General features: G+C 36.8%; 22 protein-coding genes. 8 read left to right on the top strand and 14 right to left on the bottom strand.

The window, feature by feature from the left end:
- On the bottom strand, positions 1–2,664 hold a 2,664-nt coding region (locus ACKWCD_RS15030), incomplete at its 3' end, for a Calx-beta domain-containing protein (RefSeq protein WP_413984775.1).
- A gap of 593 nt (positions 2,665–3,257) precedes the next feature.
- Here ACKWCD_RS15030 and ACKWCD_RS15025 point away from each other — a divergent pair.
- Positions 3,258–4,598, top strand: coding sequence for an FAD-dependent oxidoreductase (locus ACKWCD_RS15025; protein WP_413984774.1), 1,341 nt, complete (start codon positions 3,258–3,260; stop codon positions 4,596–4,598).
- Here ACKWCD_RS15025 and ACKWCD_RS15020 read toward each other — a convergent pair.
- The 3 genes from ACKWCD_RS15020 to ACKWCD_RS15010 all read right to left on the bottom strand — a co-directional run bounded on the left by ACKWCD_RS15020 (position 4,595) and on the right by ACKWCD_RS15010 (position 6,997).
- Complete coding sequence (locus tag ACKWCD_RS15020) at positions 4,595–5,032, bottom strand: DUF4174 domain-containing protein (protein ID WP_413984773.1); 438 nt, start codon at positions 5,030–5,032, stop codon at positions 4,595–4,597. The two genes, ACKWCD_RS15025 and ACKWCD_RS15020, sit on opposite strands and share 4 nt — an antisense overlap.
- 88 nt (positions 5,033–5,120) lie before the next feature.
- Positions 5,121–5,900 (bottom strand): zinc ribbon domain-containing protein, encoded by a 780-nt coding sequence (locus ACKWCD_RS15015; protein ID WP_413984772.1) that lies wholly within the window; start codon positions 5,898–5,900, stop codon positions 5,121–5,123.
- 2 nt (positions 5,901–5,902) lie between these two features.
- On the bottom strand, positions 5,903–6,997 hold the full coding sequence (locus tag ACKWCD_RS15010; RefSeq protein ID WP_413984771.1) for a Nif3-like dinuclear metal center hexameric protein: 1,095 nt from the start codon (positions 6,995–6,997) through the stop codon (positions 5,903–5,905).
- Positions 6,998–7,013: 16 nt separating this feature from the next.
- On the opposite strand from ACKWCD_RS15010, the gene lpxK reads away from it, so the two are divergent.
- Positions 7,014–8,051, top strand: a complete 1,038-nt coding sequence (lpxK, locus tag ACKWCD_RS15005; RefSeq protein ID WP_413984770.1) for a tetraacyldisaccharide 4'-kinase — start codon at positions 7,014–7,016, stop codon at positions 8,049–8,051.
- Here the strand turns inward: lpxK and ACKWCD_RS15000 are convergent.
- The 9 genes from ACKWCD_RS15000 to ACKWCD_RS14960 form a co-directional block, all read right to left on the bottom strand.
- Entirely contained in the window at positions 8,032–10,251 is a 2,220-nt protein-coding gene (locus tag ACKWCD_RS15000) for an ATP-binding protein (RefSeq protein ID WP_413984769.1), read from the bottom strand. The genes lpxK and ACKWCD_RS15000 overlap by 20 nt on opposite strands.
- The gene (gene gap / locus ACKWCD_RS14995; RefSeq protein WP_413984768.1) at positions 10,248–11,258 is read right to left on the bottom strand and encodes a type I glyceraldehyde-3-phosphate dehydrogenase; all 1,011 of its coding nucleotides are present in this window, start codon (positions 11,256–11,258) and stop codon (positions 10,248–10,250) included. Before gap ends, ACKWCD_RS15000 begins: the two co-directional genes overlap by 4 nt.
- Before the next feature lie 45 nt (positions 11,259–11,303).
- Entirely contained in the window at positions 11,304–12,176 is an 873-nt protein-coding gene (gene lipA, locus ACKWCD_RS14990; RefSeq protein WP_413984767.1) for a lipoyl synthase, read from the bottom strand.
- A 63-nt stretch (positions 12,177–12,239) separates the two neighbouring features.
- Positions 12,240–12,800, bottom strand: a complete 561-nt coding sequence (locus ACKWCD_RS14985; RefSeq protein WP_413984766.1) for an RNA polymerase sigma factor — start codon at positions 12,798–12,800, stop codon at positions 12,240–12,242.
- Between the two features lie 33 nt (positions 12,801–12,833).
- Positions 12,834–13,043: a membrane or secreted protein gene (locus ACKWCD_RS14980; protein ID WP_413984765.1), complete on the bottom strand. Its 210-nt coding sequence runs from the start codon at positions 13,041–13,043 to the stop codon at positions 12,834–12,836.
- A gap of 124 nt (positions 13,044–13,167) precedes the next feature.
- Positions 13,168–13,926, bottom strand: a complete 759-nt coding sequence (locus ACKWCD_RS14975; protein WP_413984764.1) for an anti-sigma factor — start codon at positions 13,924–13,926, stop codon at positions 13,168–13,170.
- A gap of 36 nt (positions 13,927–13,962) precedes the next feature.
- Complete coding sequence (locus ACKWCD_RS14970; protein ID WP_413984763.1) at positions 13,963–14,529, bottom strand: RNA polymerase sigma factor; 567 nt, start codon at positions 14,527–14,529, stop codon at positions 13,963–13,965.
- 205 nt (positions 14,530–14,734) lie between these two features.
- The gene (gene murB, locus ACKWCD_RS14965; protein ID WP_413984762.1) at positions 14,735–15,751 is read right to left on the bottom strand and encodes a UDP-N-acetylmuramate dehydrogenase; all 1,017 of its coding nucleotides are present in this window, start codon (positions 15,749–15,751) and stop codon (positions 14,735–14,737) included.
- Positions 15,751–16,941, bottom strand: a complete 1,191-nt coding sequence (locus ACKWCD_RS14960; protein ID WP_413984761.1) for a pyridoxal phosphate-dependent aminotransferase — start codon at positions 16,939–16,941, stop codon at positions 15,751–15,753. The genes murB and ACKWCD_RS14960 overlap by 1 nt, the downstream gene beginning before the upstream one ends.
- A 152-nt stretch (positions 16,942–17,093) precedes the next feature.
- Here ACKWCD_RS14960 and ACKWCD_RS14955 point away from each other — a divergent pair, with 152 nt between their 5' ends.
- Positions 17,094–18,431 carry an aspartyl protease family protein gene (locus ACKWCD_RS14955; RefSeq protein WP_413984760.1) on the top strand — a complete coding sequence of 446 codons (1,338 nt, stop codon included), beginning with the start codon at positions 17,094–17,096 and terminating at the stop codon, positions 18,429–18,431.
- 147 nt (positions 18,432–18,578) lie between these two features.
- Here ACKWCD_RS14955 and ACKWCD_RS14950 read toward each other — a convergent pair whose 3' ends face one another.
- Entirely contained in the window at positions 18,579–18,965 is a 387-nt protein-coding gene (locus tag ACKWCD_RS14950; RefSeq protein WP_413984759.1) for a DUF1573 domain-containing protein, read from the bottom strand.
- Positions 18,966–19,165: 200 nt separating this feature from the next.
- Between ACKWCD_RS14950 and ACKWCD_RS14945 the strand changes: the two genes are divergently transcribed.
- The 5 genes from ACKWCD_RS14945 to ACKWCD_RS14925 all read left to right on the top strand — a co-directional run bounded on the left by ACKWCD_RS14945 (position 19,166) and on the right by ACKWCD_RS14925 (position 24,250).
- Complete coding sequence (locus ACKWCD_RS14945; RefSeq protein ID WP_413984758.1) at positions 19,166–21,796, top strand: valine--tRNA ligase; 2,631 nt, start codon at positions 19,166–19,168, stop codon at positions 21,794–21,796.
- Positions 21,797–21,850: 54 nt separating this feature from the next.
- Positions 21,851–22,234, top strand: coding sequence for a hypothetical protein (locus ACKWCD_RS14940; protein WP_413984757.1), 384 nt, complete (start codon positions 21,851–21,853; stop codon positions 22,232–22,234).
- 45 nt (positions 22,235–22,279) lie between these two features.
- Positions 22,280–23,773 (top strand): amidase, encoded by a 1,494-nt coding sequence (locus tag ACKWCD_RS14935; protein ID WP_413984756.1) that lies wholly within the window; start codon positions 22,280–22,282, stop codon positions 23,771–23,773.
- 65 nt (positions 23,774–23,838) lie between these two features.
- On the top strand, positions 23,839–24,027 hold the full coding sequence (locus ACKWCD_RS14930) for a hypothetical protein (RefSeq protein WP_413984755.1): 189 nt from the start codon (positions 23,839–23,841) through the stop codon (positions 24,025–24,027).
- A gap of 37 nt (positions 24,028–24,064) precedes the next feature.
- Positions 24,065–24,250 (top strand): hypothetical protein, encoded by a 186-nt coding sequence (locus ACKWCD_RS14925; protein WP_413984754.1) that lies wholly within the window; start codon positions 24,065–24,067, stop codon positions 24,248–24,250.
- Positions 24,251–24,256: the final 6 nt, after the last annotated feature.

Below are 24,256 nucleotides of genomic sequence, written 5' to 3'. Positions count from 1 at the left end.
AGATACTCCATCACCAGGTGCTGCATTATCATCATTGATAATAGTACCAGTAGCTGTGTTGGTCGTATTCGCATCAACAAATCCAGTTACGAATCCGTTTACGGTAGATATGTTAGAAAGTTCCAATGTAAAGTTCTCATCTGCTTCAATGCTTAGATCTTCGATTACATCAACAAGAATGGTTTGTGACTGCGCACCATCTGTAAAGCTAACTGTACCGTTAGCAAGTGTAAAGTCAATCGCATCGGCAGAACCCACAATGGTATTGTAGTCAACCGACACCGTTTCACCAGGAGGAATAGTTCCTGTATAGTTTACAGCAAATGCTAGTTGTACATTATCTCCAGGATTTCCTTCATTAATAACAACCGTTGCATTGTCAAAGGATACCCCATCACCCGGTGCTGCATTGTCATTATCTGTTATATTGATTGTAGCCTGGTTATCGTTAATCGAAATTAAAGTAGTAGATAGATTCGAAAGATTAACAAATAATGATTCCGTAGCCTCAATCACACTATCATCGTTTATAGAGATGGTAACCGGAATAGATTCTCCATCTGTACCATTAAATGACAATGTATTAGAGTTACTTAGATAATCTCCAGGAGCCACAGCAGTATTATCGCCAGAAGCGAAGTCTAGTGTAAATCCACCTTGGATGTTACCGGTAAGAACTACGTTCACGGTAGCAGTGCCTGCAGCTTCATTTACGGTAATGTCATCATCATCAAAAGAAATACCTGAGTTAGGCATTAAATCATTATCTAAAATTGAACCTGTTGCAGTATTATCTAAAAGTGTAATATTATCAGTTGATGTCGCTAGAATTTCAAAGGTTTCAGTATTTTCAATAAAAGTATCGTCCAACGCCGGAATGTTAAATGAAGTATTTCCTGTTCCTGTAACAACGGTAAATGTATTCGCAAGAGCATAATCGTTGACCGATGTGGTTATGTCTGTATAAGACAGATTCAAAACTGCATCTTCCGCAAGTAAATGAGACGATGAAATTGCAAAATTGATATTTTCACCCTCAGTAGCAGATCCGTCACTTATTGATAAGACCGGGGTCACATGTAAGTAAGTAGGGTCATGATTGCCGATTCCACAGGCATCAACAGTACCAGAACTTAGCGTTCCAACCGTGTTCGGATTAGTTTCTCCAGTAAAAGTTGCAAAGGCCTGTAAGCCTATGTCAGCACTACAAGTAACGCAAGTATTATTAATGAATAGATTGAAATCCAATTCATATTCTGGGTCATTTATATCAGTATACCCATCTTCAACAAAGAAACGAAGTTCTCTTGTGATCGTATCAAAATTGTAAGTTACACCAGGAGGTAGCGGTTCTGTATTCAAAAACTCTACCTGAGGAGGAAGTGTGAGCGCGATCTCGAGATTTTGAATATTGTCATTACCAACGTTTTTTACCCGAATTTCCACAGGAGCATTATCTCCCGGGTCGAATTGCGAACCAATAACATTGGTAGTAAAACTTAATGCTCCTAAGCTAGGTTCAAAAACTTCTACACTTAACCCTAACAAGTATAAACCATATGTTTCTTGATCAGAGGTTAATCTAAAAGTCGCTGATGTTTGGTTGTTATCAATTAGTCTTCTGCCATTGTTACTTAGTTCAAATAAGGAAGCATCAAAACCCAAGGTATTTGTACTTGCCGGATTTCGATTTAAAAACGGATTTTCGTCAATCGTTATTTTACTATTAAAGAAATTGTCATCTGCACGTTCATTAGTGTCGAGAGAAGTCCAAACTCCATTAGTGTCAAAAATTTGCAGTTGATCGCCATCAATACCTCTATCACCTTCTGTAGATCCGATAAGAATATTTGCATTTACTGGGCCGTTTGGTACAGTTTGAAAACCATCAAATAATATATCAAAGGAATTGTTAGTTTGAGTTACATTGGCGTAACCGTCAAAAAGAGTGATATTTCTACTTTTGAGTTGTGGGCTTTCATAAACAAAAACAATTTGCCAACCTCCCGAGGTTCCTGTATTTCTATCACCAACATCTAAGTGTTCCCAGAGGTTTCCGACTGTGGCTTTTACATTTGCTACTTGAAATTTCCCATAAGGGTTAGCTAATGCTTGAACTTCGGTTGTAATATCTTTAACACAAACGTATGGATCATTTACAAAATGCGCTGCACGGCCATTATAAATAACTTCATCAGCTGTTACTGTAGTATATGAACCTGATCCTGGTAGCATTAGTTTGACTTGATCGTAAGCCCAATTTACTTCTGGCAAACCATTTCCCGTCATATTGCCGTTATTGTCGGGTCCATTTTCCTTATTTGCTGCTGCCCAATAAAGATAAGCACGGGTAAAGGTTAAACATGGACTCGAAGGAGAAGGATTAACCAGGTTTGCACTGCTAGAGTTAAACGTTGTGTCGTCAGAGTCAATATCTACAAAAACGGAAAAAATACTATTGTTATCGCTCCCACCATTATAATTGTTTGTGGGATGTTCTGAAAGCACATTATTAGCGATCATGGTCACATCTCCATTTACCTTTTCTGAATAACGAGGAGCAAAAGTTTGTTGAACTTGTCCGATCGCATTAAACGATAGTAACATTACTCCAAATAGGAGAAAGTGTTTAAGGTATTTTAATGTATGTATAGTTTTGCGCATAGGCATACAGTTGGTAACCTTACTTGCAAAGAATGAAGAAAATAAATTCGTATTGGGAGATTAGAAATTACTTTGATTCGCCATTACAATGCTCTTTTATTCGGATAAAATGTTAAATAGGTTAAATTTACTAGTTCAAAGAACGGTTTAAAGCACTCTATATTGTTTGCTAAATAGCTTAAAAGCCTAATATTTTCGCTGACTGACAGATAATTCGGTAATCTGTAAGAATTGATGGATGTAGGAAGGAAGGAAATTGTTTAACAATTCGGTAAAACGTTCAAAAAACACCATAAATAGGATAGCTATTAACACTAGCTAATAGGTTGTAAACGAAATAATTAATAAAAAAAAGAAGGTCCTTCACAGCATAATGTGAAGGACCTTCTTAAATATATATAGACGCTCTCGCGGAATGTTTATCTATTTACGAGAAAAACGTAGTCTTGGATGACCGTTTTGCGTTAAAATAGTATTAAATCATAACCACAAATGCTTTTCTGTGATGTTAGATCTATTTACAGGAACTTGCTTACATGAGAAGTCTATTTTTATTAACTTTAAATTCTATTCTATAAACTTCGAATAGATATATGTCGCAAACTTCTAAAAACATTGCTATCATAGGATCCGGACTAGTGGGTTCTTTATTAGCAATATATCTCAAAAGACTGGGCCACTCGATAACTGTTTTCGACCGTCGACCAGATATTCGAAATATTGAATTTTCAGGGCGGTCCATCAACCTCGCTATGAGTAATAGGGGTTGGAAAACACTTCGAGAAGTTGACCTTGAAGAAGAAATCAAGAAAATTGCTATTCCTTTGAACAAAAGGGCGATGCATGTTGTCGGACAGCCCGAATACTTTCAGAAATATGGCAAAGAAGGTGAAGCCATTTGGTCTATTTCTAGAGGGGTTTTAAATCGGAAAATGATTGACTTAGCCGAAAACGCGGGAGTGGCGTTCAAGTTCGAAGAAAAAGTTTGGGATGTAAATTTACCTGAAGCAAAACTCTATACAGGTGAAACTGAAAAAGGACATTGGGAAGAATATCAATTTGATTTAATTTTTGGCTGCGATGGCGCATTTTCACGAGTACGTCATAAGATGCAAAGGCGCAGTCGTTTCGATTATTCACAAGACTTTATTGACGTTGGCTATAAGGAGTTAACCATTCCCGCAAATTCCGATGGCACTCATAAACTTGATAAAAACTCCTTCCATATTTGGCCTCGAGGCAAATTCATGTTGATCGCCATGCCCAATTTAGATGGTAGCTTTACTTGCACACTTTTTATGCCTTTTGAAGGAGAAGTTTCCTTTGAAAATCTAAAAACCAAAGAACAGGCGAAATCTTTCTTTCTAATTCATTTTCCGAATGTAATGCAGGTCATGGATGATTTGTTGGAAGATTTTTTCAAAAACCCAACGAGCGCGATGGTAACCATGAAATGTTATCCTTGGACATACTGGGACAAAGTTGCTCTCGTTGGTGATTCAGCGCACGCCGTGGTACCTTTCTACGGGCAAGGAATGAATGCTGGCTTTGAAGATATTTTTGTTTTGAATCTAATTATCGCAAAGCATGGAGATGATTGGGAGGCTATCTTTCAAGAATACCAAAAAGAACGAAAACCTAATGCAGATGCAATCGCAGAACTGAGTTATCGTAATTTTATAGAGATGAGCAGCAAAACTGCGGACCCTAAATTTCTATTGCAAAAGAAGATTGAAAAACATTTCGCAGCTAAGCATCCTGAAAAATGGATTCCCGCCTATTCGCGAGTTACCTTTTCCGATAAGCCCTATTCAGAAGCACTCGCATTAGGAGATGAGCAGGAAGCTATCATGCAAAAAGTAATGGAAATACCTGAAATTGAGTCAAAATGGGATAGTGCTGAGGTAGAAGATAAAATATTAAGCCTGCTCTAATCTATTTTCTTTGTGTCGCTCATTTCAGTCTTGCGCATGGGCATACTATCTATCAATTCAATAATCTCTGAAGTATGTACGATGAACTCCTCTTTTAATTTAGTAGTGCCATCTTTTCCGATGAGGACTAAACCTTCAAAGTTTGAGAGTCCGTATTTCGTTATAATCGAATCGGCTTGCAGTTCCGTTTTTGTTAGCATTCCGTCATATACTCCCTTATTATTCACTAAGAACAATACGACTTCTCTCTCCAGAAGTTCTTGAGCACTTGATTTTAGCCGTTTGAGCTGCGCTTGCAACCAATCAGAATCTAAGTTGGTATCTTTTAAAAGGATAACACGATTTTTCCATTGATAGCTCTCTAAGTTTTGAGAAAGGACTTTTGATGAGGAGAAAAAAAATGCTAAAGCCAGAAAAATTCCTATAGATCTCATGAGACTTTTGATTGAAACCATAAAGTTAAATAAAAAAAGCCATTCGCTTGAAGACGAATGGCTTTGAACTTTTTCAATTTGAATTGTTCTACAATTTAGCGAACATCTTTTGCATTTTAGCTTGCTCTTCTTCAGCTAAAACAGGGTCAACTAATATTCTACCACTATGCTCGTCAGTAATAATTTTCTTTCTAGAAGCAATCTCTACCTGAACCTGAGGAGGAATGGTAAAGAAAGAACCACCAGAAGCCCCTCTTTCGATGGGTACAACGGCCAAACCATTCTTTACGTTCTTGCGAATTCTAATATAAGCCTTAACTAGACGCTCTTCAATGTCTTTCTGAAACTTTTCAGATTTACCTAAAAGTGCTTTCTCTTCCTTTTCGGTTTCAGCTAAAATCGCATTTAATTCACTTTTCTTGTGCTTCAAATGTGTTTCTCTTTCTCCTAAGCGTTCTTTGGTCTCAGCGATTACTATTTTCTTTTGCTCTATTTGAGCTTTGAATTCCTTAATGTTTTTTTCCGCTAGTTGAATCTCCAGTTCTTGAAATTCCAATTCTTTGGTAATTGAATTAAACTCACGACTATTGCGAACGTTCTTTTGTTGCTCTGTGTATTTTTTAATCAAAGCTTTTGACTCATCGATTAAATTCTTTTTAGCTGTAATTTCAAAATTGATAGTCTCAACGTCTGTCTTTAACTTATCCATTCTAGTCTTAAGACCCAATACATCATCCTCAAGGTCTTCAACCTCAAGAGGAAGCTCACCGCGAACATTGCGAATTTCATCAACCCTAGAGTCGATTAATTGCAAATCATATAACGCTCTTAACTTATCTTCTACAGTTGCTTCTGCTTTTTTTGCCATATCTATAAATACTTGATTGGATTGGTTTTACTTTCCGCTAAACGGATTGCAAAATTAGGAATTTTTTTCGTAAGATAATCAACTAAAAGGTTTTTTGTAAACTGCTCAGTTTCATAGTGTCCGATATCTGCGATCACCATTTTGTCTTCCGCTTCGTAAAACTGATGATACTTTATGTCAGCGCTTATAAAAATATCTGCACCAGCGGCCTTTGCGGCCGAAATGGCAAAAGCACCACTACCGCCTAAAACAGCTATTTTTTGAACCGGTTTTGCCAGTAAAGTAGAGTGTCGAATACCGGAAGCATTCATGGTTTTCTTTATATGGTTTAAAAATGCCAATTCTTCCATAGGATTTTTTAGGGTTCCAATCATTCCCATGCCAATATGTTGATTGGTGTTTTCTAGGGAATAAACCTCGAAAGCTACCTCATCATATGGATGGTTTTTAAACAAGGCATTCAAAACTTTTCCTTCTTGTGATTTTTGATAGGTTACATGAATTTGAGTCTCTTTTTCTAAATGAATGTCACCAATATTTCCCTTAACGGGCTTTGCATCTGATTCCGCTTGAAAACTTCCAGTGCCTTCATTGACAAAGCTACAATGACTATAATTGCCTATGTTTCCTGCTCCTGCTTCGAAAAGTGCAGTTTTCAAAGTTTCAGCATCTGCGTGGGGAACGTATGTTGTTAATTTTTTAATAGTCCGTTTTTGTGGAATCAATATTTCCGGACTTTCAATCCCCAGAACTTCACAAATTTTTGCATTGACTCCATCTTTACTATTGTCGAGGGCCGTATGCATGCTGTAGATGGCAATGTTATTTCGAATTGCTTTTATAACAACTCTTTCCACATATGTCTTTCCAGTTATCTTTTTGAGTCCACTAAAAATAATAGGATGGAAGCTGACGATAAGATTACAATTGTTCTCAATAGCCTCATCCACAACATTTTCCAGGGTATCTAAAGTCACCAGAATTCCCGAAACTTCGGCCTTGGTATCACCAACCAGGAGTCCCACATTATCAAAATCCTCTGCATAGGCCAAAGGCGCCAATTCTTCCAGTATATCAGTAACTTCGTTTACTAGCATTCTTGTGAATTTTAAGATGGTAAAGATAAAATATTATATTTTCGCTTTGATGTGGCTTCTTAGAAAAGTACTTTTCCCTGTTTCCTTAGTTTATGGTTTGGTGGTGTATCTGCGAAACAGATGTTATGATTGGGGAGTATTTCGATCAAAATCATATAAAACTCCTATTATCTGTATTGGTAACTTGAATGTTGGTGGAACCGGAAAAACACCAATGGTAGAACTACTTATTTCCTTGCTGCAGGAAAAGTACAAAGTCGCTGTATTGAGCAGAGGTTATCGTAGAAAATCAAAAGGATTTGTTCTAGCAAATACCGATAGTACGGTCAATGATTTAGGAGATGAACCCTATCAGATTCATAAAAAGTTTAAAAACGTTGAAGTCGCGGTAGATACGAACCGCCAAAATGGAATAGCTATTTTAGAGAAGGATTTAAATCCCGATATTATTCTTTTGGATGATGCTTTTCAACATCGAAAGGTAAAGCCGGGCTTCTCAATTTTACTGACAGCTTTCGATAGCTTATACAGTTCAGATTGGTATTTGCCTACGGGAAACCTTCGAGACAGCAGGAGGGAAGCAAAACGAGCCGATATCTTGGTGATCACAAAAAGTCCCCCTGAAAGTTCTGAAACTGAACATGTCAAAATCAAACACAAGCTTGGGCCCAAACCCCATCAAAAGACATTTTTTAGTTATTTGGATTATGACAGAAATCTTCAAGGAAATGGAAAGTTAAAGCATACTGATGATTTGAAGGGAGAGAAAATTACTTTGGTTACGGGTATTGCCAACCCTAGTCCTTTGATATACTTTCTAGAAGAAAACGGAATTTCATTTGAACACCTGTCTTTCAAAGACCATCATAATTTTAATGCACAAGAAATTGAAATGATAAAGTCAAAACCTAATATTTTGACAACAGAGAAGGACTTCGTAAGATTGAAAAATGAGGTTCCTTCTAATTATATTGAAATAAAACACGTCTTTTTTGGAAACGGACTGGAAGAACTAAAAGCCAATTTAGAGGAATTTATGAACCAGTATTCTTAACTCTTTTGCTAAAAATGTTTTCACCTATTTTTTGGTAGAAAACTTCAGGCTTAAATGGTTTAGTAACAACATCATTACAACCCGCTGCATAAAAACTTTCTAAACTATCATCAAGAGAGATTGCGGTGAGGGCAATAATCGGTGTGCTTATATCGAACTTCCGTATTCGTACCGTTGCTTCTTCTCCACTAATACCTGGCATATGAATATCCATTAAAATGGCATCATAATTATTCGTTTCAGCAAGTTCTACTGCTTCAAGACCGTTATTAGCTATATCGCTCGTCATCTCTTTTTTAGATAACATTTTCTTAGTAATGACCTGATTAATTTTGTTGTCCTCAACAATTAGGAGGTGTAAGCCTTTGAATTCAAAATCTTGTTGGGTGATTTCAAATGGAATATCATCAACCAAGCTATCCTTACTTTTTAAATGAAGTTCAAAAAAGAAAGAACTTCCTTTACCCAATTCACTCTCAAGTTGAATTTTGCTATCGAAAAGACCTAAAAGACTTTTAACAATTGTAAGGCCCAAACCAGTACCGCCGTATTCACGATTTATTTGAATAGAACCTTGTTCAAAACCTTCAAAAATATTTTCCTGTTTTTCTTTAGAAATACCAATGCCTGTATCAGCTACTTCAAAGTAGAGAGTTACATCTTCTTCCTCCTTTTTCATCAGTTTAGCAATAACTTTTACCTCACCGTCTTTGGTGAACTTTAAAGCATTTCCGACTAGATTCATAAAGATTTGAGAGAGTTTAATTGGGTCGCTCATCAAATGACCCGGTATCTCGTCATCATAATCTAAAATGATTTTCGTGCGGTTGGCTTTTGCACTTTGTTGTAAAGAATCAATAACTTCTTGAATAGTTCTCTTCAAGTTGAAATCAATATTTAATGGTTCAAGTTTATCGGCATCAATTTTATTGATTTGAAGAATGTCATTAATAAAGTTTAAGAGGTAATCACCAGAAAATTTAAGCGCTTTCAAATGCTCTTTTTGATTTTCACTAGGATTTTCTTCCAACAGTAAATGTGTTAGACCTGTTACCGCATACAATGGTGTTCGAAGTTCATGACTAACTGTCGACAAGAAATTGGTTTTAGCCTCCATAGCACTTACAGCTGCATCTCTTGCACCTTGAAGCTCACTATTCTTTGTTTGCAAAAGATCGTTTGTCTTTAATTTTATTTGATTGTTTCGGTAAAGTGATACGGCTAAAAGAGATATTATTATTAGAAAGGCAGAAACTAGAATTACGATAATTTCAGACCTATTGGTGGCATCAGTTAGATCTTCAATTTCTTTATCTTGTTTTGCAATTTGATCACTCATGAAATCAAATTGAATCTTGTTCGCTGTCTTTGCTTCAGTTTTAACTTTTTCAGCATTGAAAATAGAATCTCGGAGCGCTAGCAAGTTGCTGTAATTGTTATTCGACAAGTCAAAGCGCTCCATCTTTTGATAAGTCAATTTTAACTGTTCGTTAGCATCCTTTACTTCCTTATCAAAGTTATTCTCTTTTGCTAATTTCAGTGCTCCTTCACCATAGATAGCACTCTCTTCAAATTTCTCAATTTTATAATTCATTAGAGACAAGCCTAGATTAGCTCTTGTAGCTAAATAGTCTTGCTCATAAATATCAGTATTTATAAGAAGTGAATTGAAATTTTTTGAGGCAACATCATACTTCTCGAGATCCACATAAATATTTCCTTCAAGTAAGAGAATATTGTTGAAAAAATTACGATCATTGTTGAGTTGTTTCGCTTCATCTAACATCAATAATGCTTGAAAATTATTTTCACGACGATATAGCATTATTGCTTCGATATACTTGAATATAGCATCTCCATAAGGATATTCAACATCCTTTAAAAGGCCTTTAGAGCGATCCCAAAATATTTCTGCGCCATCTTGTTTTTCAAGCTGAAGAAAGATGATAGCCTGCTTTTGATAACTATCGATTAAAAGTTTTAAATCACCCTTTCTTTCTGCCAATACTTCAGCCTTTTTAAGGGTGCCTAAGGCAAGATCAAGCTTATTTTGATTTTTTAGAACACGGGCTTGATCGAAGTATGTGTTTATGCTATCAATAGCACTATTGCTTTGACCATGCAGAAAGTTAGCACCAACTATTAGAAAAAGTAGCGCTAGAAATATGTGAAGTTTAATATGTCGTGCTAAAAATCTCAAACGTATTTTTTAGAAACTAATAAATTGATCAAATCAATTATTCTACTGCTATAGCCAGTTTCATTATCATACCATCCTATAATTTTGACCATTTTACCGATGACTGAAGTCATCTGAGAATCAAACGTACAAGAGTAGCAACTATTGTTTATATCTACGGATACAATAGGGTCTTGGGTGTAAAAAAGGATGTTTTTTAATTCGTTTTTCGAAATTCTTTCAAAAGTATCATTAATTTCTTGAATACTTGTAGGTTTTTTAACATTGAAAGTGATATCGGTAAGCGATCCATTAGGAACCGGCACTCTAATGCCACATCCACCAATTACATCACTAAGATCGGGAAAGATTTTTGTTAGTGCTTTTGCAGCTCCAGTAGTTGTAGGTACTATGGACTGCGAGGCGGCCCTGGCTCGTCTTAAATCTCTATGTGGTTGGTCGTGCAGGCTCTGATCGGATGTATAAGAGTGAATTGTGGTAATGTAAGCCTGTTCAATGCCGCATAGGTCATTAATGACCTTAATCATTGGTGCCGCATTATTTGTGGTACAAGATGCATTAGATATGATATCATCTGCTGAAGTGATACTACTGTCATTTATTCCGAAAACAATCATTTTAATATCATCATCAATAGGTGGAACAGATAAAATAACTTTTTTTGCACCGTTTTTGATATGATGCGCTAGCGTTTCTCTATTCTTAAACTTTCCCGAGCATTCAACAACTATATCGACGTTGTGATCTTTCCAATTAATATTTTCTGGGGATGTCTCATTTAGAAGGCTAATAGATCTTTCGTTAACCAAAATAGTATTATTAATATGACTAACATCCCCAGGGAAAACCCCATGAATACTGTCATACTTTAAAAGATGTGAAAGTGTTCTAGCATCTGCCAAATCGTTTATCACAACCACTTGTAAATCCTCATGCTTGCTGAGTAAGCGAAATAAGGTACGACCTATTCTTCCGAAGCCATTGATGCCAATTGTTGTTTTTTTCATGAAGAATATCCCATTTACGAAGGAAAGTTATAAACAGCAGTAACTTTATTGAATGTGTTTATGTGCTTTATACGAAGAACGCACCAAAGCACCACTTTCAACATGACGGAAGCCCATTTTTAAACCCAATTCCTCATATTTTTTGAATTGCTCTGGTAGAATAAACTCTTTAACAGGTAAGTGTTTTTTTGATGGTTGCAGGTATTGACCAATAGTAACAACATCTACATTAGCTTTTCGCAGATCTTCCATGGTTTCAATTACTTCCTCTTCTAATTCACCCAAGCCTAACATAATACCTGATTTTGTTCGGTTGACACCTTCACCCAGATATCTCAAAACTTCTAAGCTGCGTTCGTACTTAGCTTGAATACGAACTTCTCGGGTTAATCTTTTAACAGTTTCCATGTTATGGGAAACTACTTCTGGCTGCACCTCGATTATACGGTCAATATGTCTTTCAATACCTTGAAAATCCGGAATCAAGGTCTCAAGTGTTGTTTCAGGATTCATTCTGCGGATGGCTTTCACCGTTTCTGCCCAAATGATAGAACCCATATCTTTTAGATCATCGCGATCAACAGAGGTTACAACAGCATGCTTTATTCCCATTATTTTGATAGAGCGAGCGACTTTCTCAGGCTCTTCCCAGTCCACATCTTCAGGTCTGCCAGTTTTCACCCCGCAAAAGCCACATGAACGTGTACATACATTACCTAAAATCATGAAAGTGGCGGTGCCTTCGCCCCAGCATTCACCCATATTTGGGCAACTACCAGAGGTGCAAATGGTATGTAGGTCGTATTTTTCTACTAACCCTCTTAGCTGGGTGTATTTTTTTCCAGTAGGAAGCTTAACACGTAGCCATTTCGGTTTTCCTTTAGGAGGGAGAACACTTTTTAAAGTATCAGTACTCATAGTAAAATTTTAGACAAATATACGAACTAAATGGGGGATTGATTATTAAGAAAACCTTTCAGATTAACCCTTTTTCTTAATCACTTCGGCAAGTAATTTTTTCGCCCGTAGCAACTTTACTTTTATGTTGTTCACTGGTTCATTGAGTTCTGTTGCTATGGCCGCATAGCTTAGTTCGTTAAAAAACCGAAGATTAATAACCTCTTGATAGTGCGGTTTTAATTGTTTGATATGCTGGAGTAGTGTAGCGAGATTTTGTTCGCTTATAAGCCGATCCTCAGCGGTTGGGGCATCGTCAAGTACTTTTTTGACTGCCTCATTACCACCCCAAGAATCTAAAACATTGCGTTTTCTTTTACGAACGAGGTCGATATGAATATTTTTGGAAATTGCGATGAGCCATGTCTTAAATACGTACTCGTCATTATAGGTACTAAGTTTGTCAAAGGCTTTTGAGAAGGTTTGCACAGTAATGTCTTCAGCGTCATTTTCGTTCTCGGTGCGTTTTAATTGAAATCCGTATACATCATTCCAGAAAGTATCGAGCAAACTACTAAAAGCGATTTGGCTTCCAGCTTTTGCTTTTGCAATGGTTTCTTGAATAGTGTTCTCAATTTTATCCAAAAGTAATACTGCTATTATATGGTAAGCTCAATGCTACTGCAGTTCAGGAGTTGTATCTTTTCTACAATCTTGTTCACTGGGCAGTTTTCCGCACATACCACAGGCTTCTCCATCTTGATTTAAAAAGGGACTCTGACTGGCACAAGTGCCTGCAAATTTTCCGTCCTTCTTAGACCAAATTTTTATGGCAATTCCTGCGACAGCGAGAGCTAATAATCCAATCGTTAATAATACAAGTTTCATCTATTGCGATTCAATTTTAATATAGAAGTAAAATTTAATTTCAAATTACAAATACTTCTGCTACAAAAGTATAAAAATAAAGCCCCAAAAACGGGGCTTTATAACTTGTATGTGAATCGATTACTTAGTAAACGATATTAGCTACAATATTTTCTACAGTTGGCGTTTCGTTACCACCAAGGGGTTCAATAGTAATATAACCTACAGCCTCTTCACCATATGGAAGCTCCATAAGGTTGTCTTGACTTTGTGCTTCTTTAATAACACCTAAGTTTACCATTTCACCATTTACTTCAGCCCACATCTGAAAAACTTGATTTTCAGGTAGATTTGGTAATTTGCTAACGTTGATGTAAGAGAGTTTTTTGACAGGGTTAACATAAGCAACCGCTTTCAATTCTTTAGCTTTCTTATTGCCATTAACATTGTATTTTTTGGTATTCTTATTCTGTAATACAATAAACTGATTCCTCATATCTTCTAAACCAGCTTTCATATCTTCTTTCAAGAGTTCTATCTGGTTAGTAACCATTTCATTCTCTTGTTGAAGATTTTGATTCTGATTGTAAAAGAAATAGGCGGCAGTAGCACATAAAAATGCGGCAAAACTGGCTGCAACGGCATACTGGAAGAACCTTTTTCTGCCAGCTCTTTCACCTCTAATTCTAGCAATAATCTTTTCTTTTAACCCTTCAGGAGTTTTTATAGCGTGCATCTTGGCAAAAGACTCAAGATTGTCTTGAAGCTCATCAAATTCTTTTGCAACCTCAGGGTACATTGCAATATAACGTTCTACCTGAAATGATTCTTCATTTGTGGTATTGCCTAATAGATACTTTTCTAGAAGATCTGTGTCTAAAAATATGCGTATTTTTTCTTTCATTTGTTTTGTTTTTTTGCTGCCTTTTCAGGTGAAGCACTACATAAAAACACTAATAATTAGTGCAAGCATCGCGGTTGGGTCATAAATCTTTCTCAATTCACGAAGTCCAATTTTTAATCTGGACTTGATCGTTCCAAGTGGAATATCCAACTCATCGCTGGCCTCTTGTTGCGTCATGCCTTGAAAAAATAAGGCCTCAAGAACGATTTGATACTTTTCCTCAATCTTTCCAAGATTCTCTTTTACGTCAATTAAGTCAGGCTTAATGCTTTCGACACCTAAATTATATACGTCGGAAACATCCATTTGGATTTCCTTATCCGTTTTTGTATTTACACTTCTAAGCTTATCGATAGCAGTGTTTCGAGTAATTCGAAATAACCATGTAAATAATTTCGCTTTTGTTGGGTCGTAGGTGTCAGATTTTTTCCAAATTTTTACAAAACTCTCTTGTAAAACATCTTGGGCCAATTCATCGTTCCGTACCACTTTATGCGCAACACCGTATAATGTGTTGCCATAATTTTCATACAGTAGTGATATTGCTTTTTCGTTGCGTTCTTGCAGTAGTTCGACGATAGTTTTTTCTAGTAGTGTGCTCATAGAGTAAGTTAGGTTCGAAAAAAAAATTGCACTTGGGGCATCCAATTTAATCTTCTTTACCGTATATAGGTAAACGCTAATTTAAAAAATACATTGTTAAGTTAGTGTTTCTAAGATTTTATTTAAATAAATGTGTAGCTGGTAACTATACATTTAGTTTTTGGTTAGTTTGGTTTGGTATAACCCTCGTTACTTGTAATGGGGGTTATTTTATGATATTAACTTCTGGTGTTATCTGAATATGAAACCTTTCTGCAACAGATTTTATTATCCGATGAGCTAAATCAAGAATTTCACTTCCGCTGGCATTGTCATAGTTTACGAGTACCAAAGCTTGATTTTTGTGCACTCCAGCATCACCAAAACGTTTTCCTTTATAACCGCATTGCTCGATAAGCCAACCTGCGGGAATTTTATAAGCATCCTCAGAAACTTTATAAAAAGGAGCTTCAGGATTTTCTTTTGTAAAATTGTCAAACTCGGACTTCGTAACTACCGGATTCTTAAAAAAACTACCACTATTACCCAATTCTGTAGGGTCTGGAAGTTTACTTTGACGGATGGTAATTACCGCATCGGACACATCCCTTATGGTGGGATTTGTAATATTTTTCTTTTCAAGCTCTGTTTCTATTGCTCCATACGAAGTATTCAAAGCATGATTTTTTTTAGATAATTTGAAAGTAACTGAGGTAATAATGTACTTTCCTTTCCCCCTGTTCTTGAAATAAGAATCCCGATATCCGAATTGGCATTCTTGTTTGCTAAAACTCCGTATTTGTTGTGTTGCAATTTCCATCGCTTCACAACTTTCAAAAGTATCTTTCAACTCAACGCCATAAGCACCAATATTTTGAATAGGTGCTGTACCTGTATTTCCTGGAATAAGAGACATGTTCTCCAATCCTCCATAGCCGTTTTCAAGCGTCCAAAGTACCATTTGATGCCAATTTTCACCAGCCATAACCTTAATGGTCACATTATCTTCAGTTTCGGAGATGATTTCTTTCCCTTTTGTATTGATATGCATTACCAATGCGTCAATATCTTGGGTAATTAACATATTACTACCACCGCTAATGATAAATTTTTTAGGATGCTCTTCAAGCCGTAATGCCTGAGAAAGATCTTCTACGGTATTAATTTCGCAGAAGAATTTTGCTTTTGCGGAAATACCAAAGGTATTGTACTTTTTAAGGGAGATGTTTTGTTGAACGGTCATTAACCTATATAACTCTTAAGGGCTTCCTTTAGTATGTTTACGGCGTGCTTTAAGCTTTCTTTTTCAAGTACATAGGCGATTCGTATTTGGTTTTCTCCCAGTCCTTTTGTGGCGTAAAACCCTGCTGCAGGCGCTACCATAACAGTTTCATTGTTTAACCTAAAATCTTCCAATAGCCATTGAGCGAAATCCTCGGCATCGTCAATGGGCAATTCTGCTATACAATAGAAAGCACCTTTTGGTCTTGCTACTTTTACACCTTCGATTTTTCCGAGTTCATCAATTAGCAAATTTCGTCTTTCTACGTACTCCGCTTTAACCTCATCAAAATAGGCCTGCGTGGTTTCTAAAGCGGCTTCAGCGGCTATTTGAGCGTAGGTTGGAGGCGATAAACGTGCTTGCGCAAATTTCATGGCAGTTTTGATAACTTCTCTGTTTTTAGTAACCAAACACCCAATTCGAGCTCCACACATACTATATCGCTTCGACACAGAATCAACTATAATTGCATGCTCTTCTAATCCAGGTTCTTGCATAATCGAATAATGCTCCACACCATCATAGGTGAACTCCCGGTAGACTTCATCCGCTACTAAAAACAGATTGTGCTTTTTTACGATAGCAGCTAACTTTTGCAATTCTTCTTTGCTATAAAGATATCCTGTCGGATTACCTGGGTTACAAATCAATATCGCTTTGGTCTTTGGACTGATTAATTTTTCAAATTCCTCGATAGGGGGCAATGCAAAATTATCTTCAATTCTTGAAACTACAGGAACAACTTTGACACCCGCTCCGGTTGCAAATCCATTATAATTGGCATAAAAAGGTTCCGGAATGATAATTTCGTTATCGGCGTCAGCAATGCTTCCCATAACAAAAGACAAGGCTTCTGAACCTCCTGTAGTTACAATTATATCGTCCGAAGAAACATGAATATCATTTTTAGCATAGTACCCGGCCAATTTCTCACGATAGGTTTCTGAACCCTCTGTTCGACTATAGGCAAGAACATCAATCGTGTTATTTCGGACAGCATCGAGGGCGATTTGAGGGGTTTTAATATCAGGTTGACCAATATTCAAATGAAGGATTTTTGCTCCTCTTTTTTTTGCAGCTTCTGCAAAGGGAACAAGCTTGCGAATAGGTGATTCAGGCATATTGAGCCCTTTTTGAGATACTGTAGGCATTGACGAACTATTTTCAACAAAAATCGGCAATACAAACGAAGTAGACAATAGTCTAAGAAGTATTTCATCGGTAAATGAGAACGTTAAAATATAGACACTCTTTTAAAATAATTGTAACTTAATAAGCGACAAATTACCTTAATAATACCTTTTTGCTAAAAAGAGACTTACATATCGCCCTTTTTTTATGTTGCATTTCATGTATTGCATTTGCACAAAATTTTGATTTACCAAAAGATCAGAAGTATGAAAAAGTCAAGTTTCAACTAGTCAATAATGTAATGGTTATTCCTATTGAGGTAAATGGAACCGCGCTTTCATTTATTCTTGATTCGGGAGTTAGCACTCCTTTACTTTTTAATTTGACTGAGCAAGATTCAATTCAGATCAACAAAGTTTCGGAGATTACTATTCGCGGACTAGGTGAGGGAGAACCCATTCAAGCTTTGAGTTCAAGAAGCAACTCATTTAAAATTGGGGCGGCTCAAAACCAAAATCAAGAATTATATGTAGTATTGGACCAGGCCTTAAATTTATCACCTTCACTTGGTATACCTATTCATGGCATTATTGGTTATGATCTCTTTCGTGATTTTGTAGTTGAAATCAATTATAACTCCAAGCATATAAAATTTCATAATCCGGAGTTGTACCATGACAAACAACACAAGAAAAGCCAGACGCTTTCTTTGGCAATACGGAATAAGAAGGCCTATGTAAAGGGCGCGATTGTTCTTAATGATTCTGAAGAAATTCCTGTTCGAATGTTATTGGATACAGGCAGTAGTGATGCTATTTGGCTGTTTGAAAATGAGACTATTGGAGTGCCAACCAAAAATTATGATGATTTTTTGGGACGAGGTTTAGCGGGTAATATCTATGGAAAACGGACAAAGATAAATAGTATTAAAATCGGTGATTTTGTTATTAAGGATGCAAAAACAGCTTTTCCTGATAGAGCATCTTTTGGAGCTATTAAAAGCTTAGGCAATAGAAATGGCAGTCTAGGAGGAGAAGTTTTAAAGCGATTTAATTTTGTATTTGATTATGCAAATAATAAAATCACACTCCGTAAAAACGGCAATTTCAAAGAACCTTTTCACTATAATTTAAGTGGCATAGACCTTCAGCATAATGGTGTGCGCTATATTTCAGAAAGTATTGCTGGGGCAAATGGTATCGTTAGAAATAAGGACTCAGAAACTTTTGGCAATGTCCAAATTTTGATGGAAAATCAAACGCGGTTGAGTTTGGTTCCCGAGATTATAGTTTCTGGTATACGAGCTGGTAGTCCAGCTGCGGATGCGGGTTTGCTTGAAGGTGATGTTATTCTTGCGGTAAATGGTAAAAGTGTACACACTTATAAATTGCAACAAATTTTGCAAATGCTTAATGAACGAAAAGGAAAACGTATTAAGGTGCTTATTGAGCGGCAGAATGATGATAAGGTCATCACTTTTGTTTTGAAAGATGTATTCAAAAAGCCTTGATTTTCTGATTTTCCTTTCTAGGCCTCCTTCAGAACCAAGCTAAGAGAGGACTTTTTCATACGTTTTAGGGATAGGGTAAAGTTTTTTAACCCACAAAAAAACCCCAACATTGCTGTTGAGGTTTTTATATTTTAATTAAAATCGGTTTTACTTACCGTCAATAGCTTTTATTTCTCCTTTAATCTTCAAAACCTTTGTTGGCGTATCTGCATTCGAAATAACCGTAATGGCTTTTCTGATCGGACCAACTCTGTTGGTGTCATATTTTACCTGAATCTCACCCGTTTTTCCTGGTAAGATTGGAGCTTCCGGCTTCTTAGGAATTGTACATCCACAGCTAGAACTCACTTTACTAATTATCAAGGGAGCATCTCCTGTATTCGTGAATTCGAAAACACGAACACCATCTGCGCCTTTAGCTATTTCACCGTAATCTACGGTTTCAGTTTTAAATTCAATTTTTGCGGCCGCATCTTGTGCAGTCATTGTAAATCCTAGTAGGCCGATAAATAATACGAGTACTATTTTTTTCATCTTTTTTTGTTTTGGGTGAATTTCAAAAGTAAATGTTTTTAATGAACCTCCAAAATTCTTTTGTTATATACTAACGTTAGCTATTTTTGTTTCGTATTTGATTTTTAATAAAAAAATCAACAAATACAGTTATTTAACAAACGCCTCTTTCGGCATATTTTCTTTGCCGACCAGTATTAGACAAAAACCGTTCCAAAAAAATGGAAATACCTTCAAAATATGACCCCAAAAATGCTGAGAATCGCTGGTATGATTACTGGATGCAGCATGATTACTTTCATTCGACACCTGACGAGCGAGAACCATATACCATTGTTATTCCTCCTCCGAATGTGACAGGAGTACTTCATATGGGGCATATGCTGAATAATACTATTCAAGATCTTTTAACGCGTAGAGCCCGTATGATGGGCAAAAATGCGTGTTGGGTACCTGGTATGGACCATGCTTCCATCGCTACCGAGGCAAAGGTTGTTGCTAAGTTAAAGGAAGAGGGAATTAACAAATCTGATTTAACTCGTGAAGAGTTCTTAAAACATGCATGGGATTGGACAGATGAATATGGGGGTGTTATCCTTGATCAGTTAAAGAAATTGGGTTGTTCTTGTGATTGGGAGCGTACCGCTTTTACCATGGATGATAAGCGTTACGCCAGTGTAATTAAGGTTTTCGTTGATTTATACAACAAAGGACTGATTTACAGAGGGTATCGCATGGTAAACTGGGATCCTGAGGCGCAAACTACGCTTTCTGATGAAGAAGTGATTTATGAGGAAAAACAGGGACTTTTATACTATTTAGAGTACCAAGTAGATGATTCTGACGAAAAAGTGACCATTGCCACTACACGCCCTGAAACAATTTTAGGTGATACTGCTATTTGTATTAACCCAAATGATGAGCGTTTTCATCATTTAAAAGGCAAAAAGGCGATTGTGCCTATTTGTAATCGGGTAATTCCTATTATAGAAGACGATTATGTTGATATTGAATTCGGAACAGGTTGTTTGAAAGTAACCCCCGCTCATGATATCAATGATAAAGCCTTAGGTGAAAAGCATAAGTTAGAAACTATCGATATTTTCAATGCGGATGCCACTATGAATTCCTTTGGAATGCATTACGAAGGAAAAGATCGTTTTGTGGTTCGAAAAGAGATTTCCAAAGAATTGGAAGAAAAAGGCTTTTTGGTAAATACCGAACAGCACATGAACAAGGTTGGTACTTCTGAACGTACCAAAGCTGTGATCGAACCTCGTTTGTCTGATCAGTGGTTTTTGAAGATGGAAGATTTGGTAAAGCCTGCCATTAAAGGTGTTTTAGGCAGTGATGACATTAAATTTTTCCCGAAAAAATTCGAAAATACCTATCGCCATTGGATGGAAAACATTCGAGATTGGAACATTTCACGACAACTGTGGTGGGGACAACAAATTCCCGCTTACTATTTTGGAGATGGTGAAAATGATTTTGTTGTATCGGAAAGCATTGAAGATGCTTTGAAATTAGCACAGAAAAAATCTAATAACTACCAACTAACGACTAACGATTTAAAACAAGATGAAGATGCTTTAGATACCTGGTTTTCCTCATGGTTATGGCCTATGAGTGTTTTTAATGGTATAATGGAGCCGGATAATGAAGAGATAAACTATTACTACCCAACTAACGATTTGGTAACAGGTCCTGATATCATTTTCTTCTGGGTGGCACGTATGATTATCTCCGGATATGAATTTCGAGACGAAAGACCTTTTGAAAATGTCTATTTCACAGGATTAGTCCGCGATAAGCAACGGCGAAAAATGTCAAAGTCTTTAGGAAATTCTCCGGATGCCTTAAAGTTAATTGAGCAATATGGTGCTGATGGTGTTCGCGTGGGAATGCTTTTATGTTCTGCAGCAGGTAATGATTTGATGTTTGATGAAGATTTATGTCAGCAAGGCAAGAATTTTGCAAATAAAATATGGAATGGTTTCCGTTTGGTAAAAGGATGGGATGTAGCTGATCTACCTCAACCTGAAGCGTCCAAATTAGGAATCGTTTGGTATCAGTCCAAATTCAACCAGACTTTAGTTGAAATCGAAGATCATTTTAGCAAATACCGAATTTCAGATGCCTTAATGGCGATTTATAAATTGGTTTGGGATGATTACAGTTCATCTTTGTTGGAAATTATCAAACCTGCCTATCAACAGCCAATTGACAAAACCACCTTTGATCAGGTGATACATATTTTCGAACAGAATTTAAAACTACTTCATCCGTTCATGCCTTTCTTAACTGAAGAAGTTTGGCAGCATATTGCAAAACGTACACCTGAGGAAGCGCTGATTATTGCGGAATGGCCTAAAAGCGGTACAATCAACAGCGAATTAATTACTGGCTTTGCATTTGCAGATGAGGTAATTTCAGGCATTCGCACCATCCGTAAGGAGAAGAATATTCCGATGAAAGAGGCTCTAGAAGTTTCTGTGATGAATGAAGAGAAGGTTTCAAAAGAGTGGGATGCTGTTATTCGCAAACTCACCAATGTTTCTGAAATCTCTTATGTTGATATAGCCGTAGAAGGTGCATTATCGTTTCGTGTAAAATCAAACGAATATTTCATTCCTATGAGCGGTGCGATTGATGTAGAAGCTGAAATCGCCAAAATTCAAGAAGAATTGAAATACACTAAAGGTTTTTTAATTTCGGTTCAAAAGAAGCTGTCTAATGAACGTTTTGTAAATAATGCACCTGAGCAGGTAATTTCGATAGAGCGCAAAAAGCAAGCGGATGCTGAGGCAAAGATTGAGACTTTAGAGAAGAGTTTGGCGAGTTTATCCTAATTAAATTTGTTAGGTTTAGTTGGACAGTCAAGTTGAAACTGAAAATTTGATTCCATGGTGAGCCCCAAAAAGCTATTTTTAATAGACGCTACAGGCGCTTTGATATCTGCCTTTTTTTTAGGCGTGATACTTAGAAGATATGAATCCACTTTTGGCATGCAAAGCGATATTCTTCTATTTTTAGCATTGCTACCCATCCTTTTTGCGGCTTATGATTATTACTGCTACTTTTTTCTAAAGACTAATTGGAGGTCTTATTTGAAGGGTATTGCAATTGCTAATCTTATATATTGCTGTATTACCATAACATTGGTGGTTTTTCATTACCAAAGTCTTACTATCTTAGGGCTAAGTTACTTTCTGTTGGAGCTTTTAGTTATTGCAATTATCGTAGGTGCTGAATGGAGAGCCTCCAAAGCTGCAGTTGAACCTTCATAGCAATCTGTCATTTTTGATTGAAAGCAACTTAAATAACCAACTACTATGAATCGACGAAAATTTTTAAGAGGCAGTGCTGCAAGCGCTGCATTGTTATCTATGCCTTTTGGGTATTCCCATGGAATATTTCTAGGTAACCTTCCCTCAGATTTAACAAGTCTTAGTGCTTCTGACCTTTCGGTTGCCATTCGCAAAAAACAAGTGAGTTGTGTGGAAGTAATGCAAGCCTATTTGAAACGAATACACCGTTACAACCCTGTTTATAATGCGATTGTGAGTATGGTTGATGATGATGAATTACTGAAACAAGCTCTGCTTGCCGACCAAGCGTTATCTAAGAATGAATATTGGGGGTGGATGCACGGCATGCCTCATGCTATAAAAGATTTAGCGCCAGTTAAAGGAATGCGGTACACGAGCGGTTCTCCTATGTTTGCAAATAGAATTGCAGAAGAAGATAGCCCGATAGTGACAAGAATTAGAAATCAAGGTGCCATTTTTATTGGTAAGACCAATACTCCAGAATTTGGACTGGGCTCACAATGCTATAATCCCGTATTCGGGGCAACGGGTAGTGCTTACAACCCTAAATTAACCTCCGGTGGAAGTAGTGGGGGAGCTGCTTGCGGATTAGGAACACACATGCTTCCTACCGCTGAAGGAGGAGATATGATGGGTTCACTAAGAAATCCAGGTGCATTCAACAATGTGATAGGCTTTAGGCCAAGTACAACCGTTGTAATGTCCGATGGAGATGCTAAAGATCGATTGCTTTGGACTTCAGGACCTATGGGTCGTGATACTCGTGATACTATTCGATTGCTACAAACGCTAGCTTTAGATCCTGTTTTTGATGATTTAAATCCTTTAGATCTAAAAAGTATCAAATTGGGTTGGATGGGTAATCTGGATAACTATTTAGCTACGGAGTCAGGTATTCTAGAATTATGCGAGTTAGGTTTAAAGGCTGTTGAAGAAGCAGGGGCGGGAGTCGAATCTGTTCAAGCCAAGTTCGAGATGTCCGATTTATGGCAAAGTTGGACAACCTTACGTCATGCTACAAGATCAAATATGATGGAGTATTATGAAGATCAAGCGACACGTAATTTGCTAAAACCAGAATTAATTTGGGAGATTGAACAAAGTCTTAGTCTAAGTGAAAAAGATGTAGAAAACGGAAATCGAATTCGTGCGAATTGGAATATAGAATTAGATCGACTCTTTGAGGAATATGATTTTCTTACACTACCTACAGCTCAAGTATTCCCGTATTCGAAGGACATTCATTGGCCAAAAGAAATAAATGGTCGCCCCATGGATACCTATCACCGATGGATGGAAGTAGTTATTTTAGGTAGTTTAGGAGGTATTCCTGTGGTAAACGTACCAGTAGGCTTTGATGCACAGGGCAGACCTATGGGCATGCAGGTAATGGGAAAATTTGGCGATGATAAAAAAGTGTTGGAGTTTGCCTTAGCTTATGAAAAAATCACAAATCACTTAAATCAGAAGCCAAAACTGAAAGGTATTAATGATTAGACTATTTATAGTAAGACTTGTAAAGCGTATATTTCAGAAACCAAAAAAATGTTTATTTTAGAACTATGGATATCAAAAAAATACTCGGGTTAGTACTTACCTTTTTAGGAATCGGCGGATTGATTTACACCGCTATTTTATACGTGAATGGCACTGGCGAATTTAAAGTTCTCGCCGTTTATGGTGTATTAGGAGCAGTTTTCTTCTTTTCTGGCATGGGATTGATTAAGCGTATTGGAAGTTCTTCTGAATAATTTTTCTTTTTACTTACTCGACTTAAAGCTAATAACCATGAGCTCTAAGAAAATTGGAGGATTATTTTTAATGGTGCTTGGTATTGCAAGTCTTATTTATGCGGGAGTTGCTTACCTAAATGAATGGAGTGAACCTCGAAAGATCTTTTTAAGTTTAGCTTCTGCACTTTTATTTTTGGTAGTGGGTATCAATTTCTGGAAGAAACCTGATTTGCATGAATAGTTGCGT

The sequence above is a fragment of the Maribacter taeanensis genome (assembly GCF_047345145.1).
Taxonomy (GTDB): domain Bacteria; phylum Bacteroidota; class Bacteroidia; order Flavobacteriales; family Flavobacteriaceae; genus Maribacter_C.
The sequence above is the reverse complement of the archived record's forward strand: the minus strand, read 5'-3'. Positions and strand labels throughout refer to the sequence as shown.

Excerpts from the sequence above, each read along its gene's own strand:
- ACKWCD_RS15025 (WP_413984774.1), top strand. The coding sequence starts at position 3,258 with ATGTCGCAAACTTCTAAAAACATTGCTATCATAGGATCCGGACTAGTG.
- ACKWCD_RS15020 (WP_413984773.1), bottom strand. The coding sequence starts at position 5,032 with ATGAGATCTATAGGAATTTTTCTGGCTTTAGCATTTTTTTTCTCCTCA.
- ACKWCD_RS15015 (WP_413984772.1), bottom strand. The coding sequence starts at position 5,900 with ATGGCAAAAAAAGCAGAAGCAACTGTAGAAGATAAGTTAAGAGCGTTA.
- ACKWCD_RS15010 (WP_413984771.1), bottom strand. The coding sequence starts at position 6,997 with ATGCTAGTAAACGAAGTTACTGATATACTGGAAGAATTGGCGCCTTTG.
- lpxK (WP_413984770.1), top strand. The coding sequence starts at position 7,014 with ATGGTAAAGATAAAATATTATATTTTCGCTTTGATGTGGCTTCTTAGA.
- gap (WP_413984768.1), bottom strand. The coding sequence starts at position 11,258 with ATGAAAAAAACAACAATTGGCATCAATGGCTTCGGAAGAATAGGTCGT.
- lipA (WP_413984767.1), bottom strand. The coding sequence starts at position 12,176 with ATGAGTACTGATACTTTAAAAAGTGTTCTCCCTCCTAAAGGAAAACCG.
- ACKWCD_RS14980 (WP_413984765.1), bottom strand. The coding sequence starts at position 13,043 with ATGAAACTTGTATTATTAACGATTGGATTATTAGCTCTCGCTGTCGCA.
- ACKWCD_RS14975 (WP_413984764.1), bottom strand. The coding sequence starts at position 13,926 with ATGAAAGAAAAAATACGCATATTTTTAGACACAGATCTTCTAGAAAAG.
- ACKWCD_RS14970 (WP_413984763.1), bottom strand. The coding sequence starts at position 14,529 with ATGAGCACACTACTAGAAAAAACTATCGTCGAACTACTGCAAGAACGC.
- murB (WP_413984762.1), bottom strand. The coding sequence starts at position 15,751 with ATGACCGTTCAACAAAACATCTCCCTTAAAAAGTACAATACCTTTGGT.
- ACKWCD_RS14960 (WP_413984761.1), bottom strand. The coding sequence starts at position 16,941 with ATGCCTACAGTATCTCAAAAAGGGCTCAATATGCCTGAATCACCTATT.
- ACKWCD_RS14950 (WP_413984759.1), bottom strand. The coding sequence starts at position 18,965 with ATGAAAAAAATAGTACTCGTATTATTTATCGGCCTACTAGGATTTACA.
- ACKWCD_RS14945 (WP_413984758.1), top strand. The coding sequence starts at position 19,166 with ATGGAAATACCTTCAAAATATGACCCCAAAAATGCTGAGAATCGCTGG.
- ACKWCD_RS14940 (WP_413984757.1), top strand. The coding sequence starts at position 21,851 with ATGGTGAGCCCCAAAAAGCTATTTTTAATAGACGCTACAGGCGCTTTG.
- ACKWCD_RS14935 (WP_413984756.1), top strand. The coding sequence starts at position 22,280 with ATGAATCGACGAAAATTTTTAAGAGGCAGTGCTGCAAGCGCTGCATTG.
- ACKWCD_RS14930 (WP_413984755.1), top strand. The coding sequence starts at position 23,839 with ATGGATATCAAAAAAATACTCGGGTTAGTACTTACCTTTTTAGGAATC.
- ACKWCD_RS14925 (WP_413984754.1), top strand. The coding sequence starts at position 24,065 with ATGAGCTCTAAGAAAATTGGAGGATTATTTTTAATGGTGCTTGGTATT.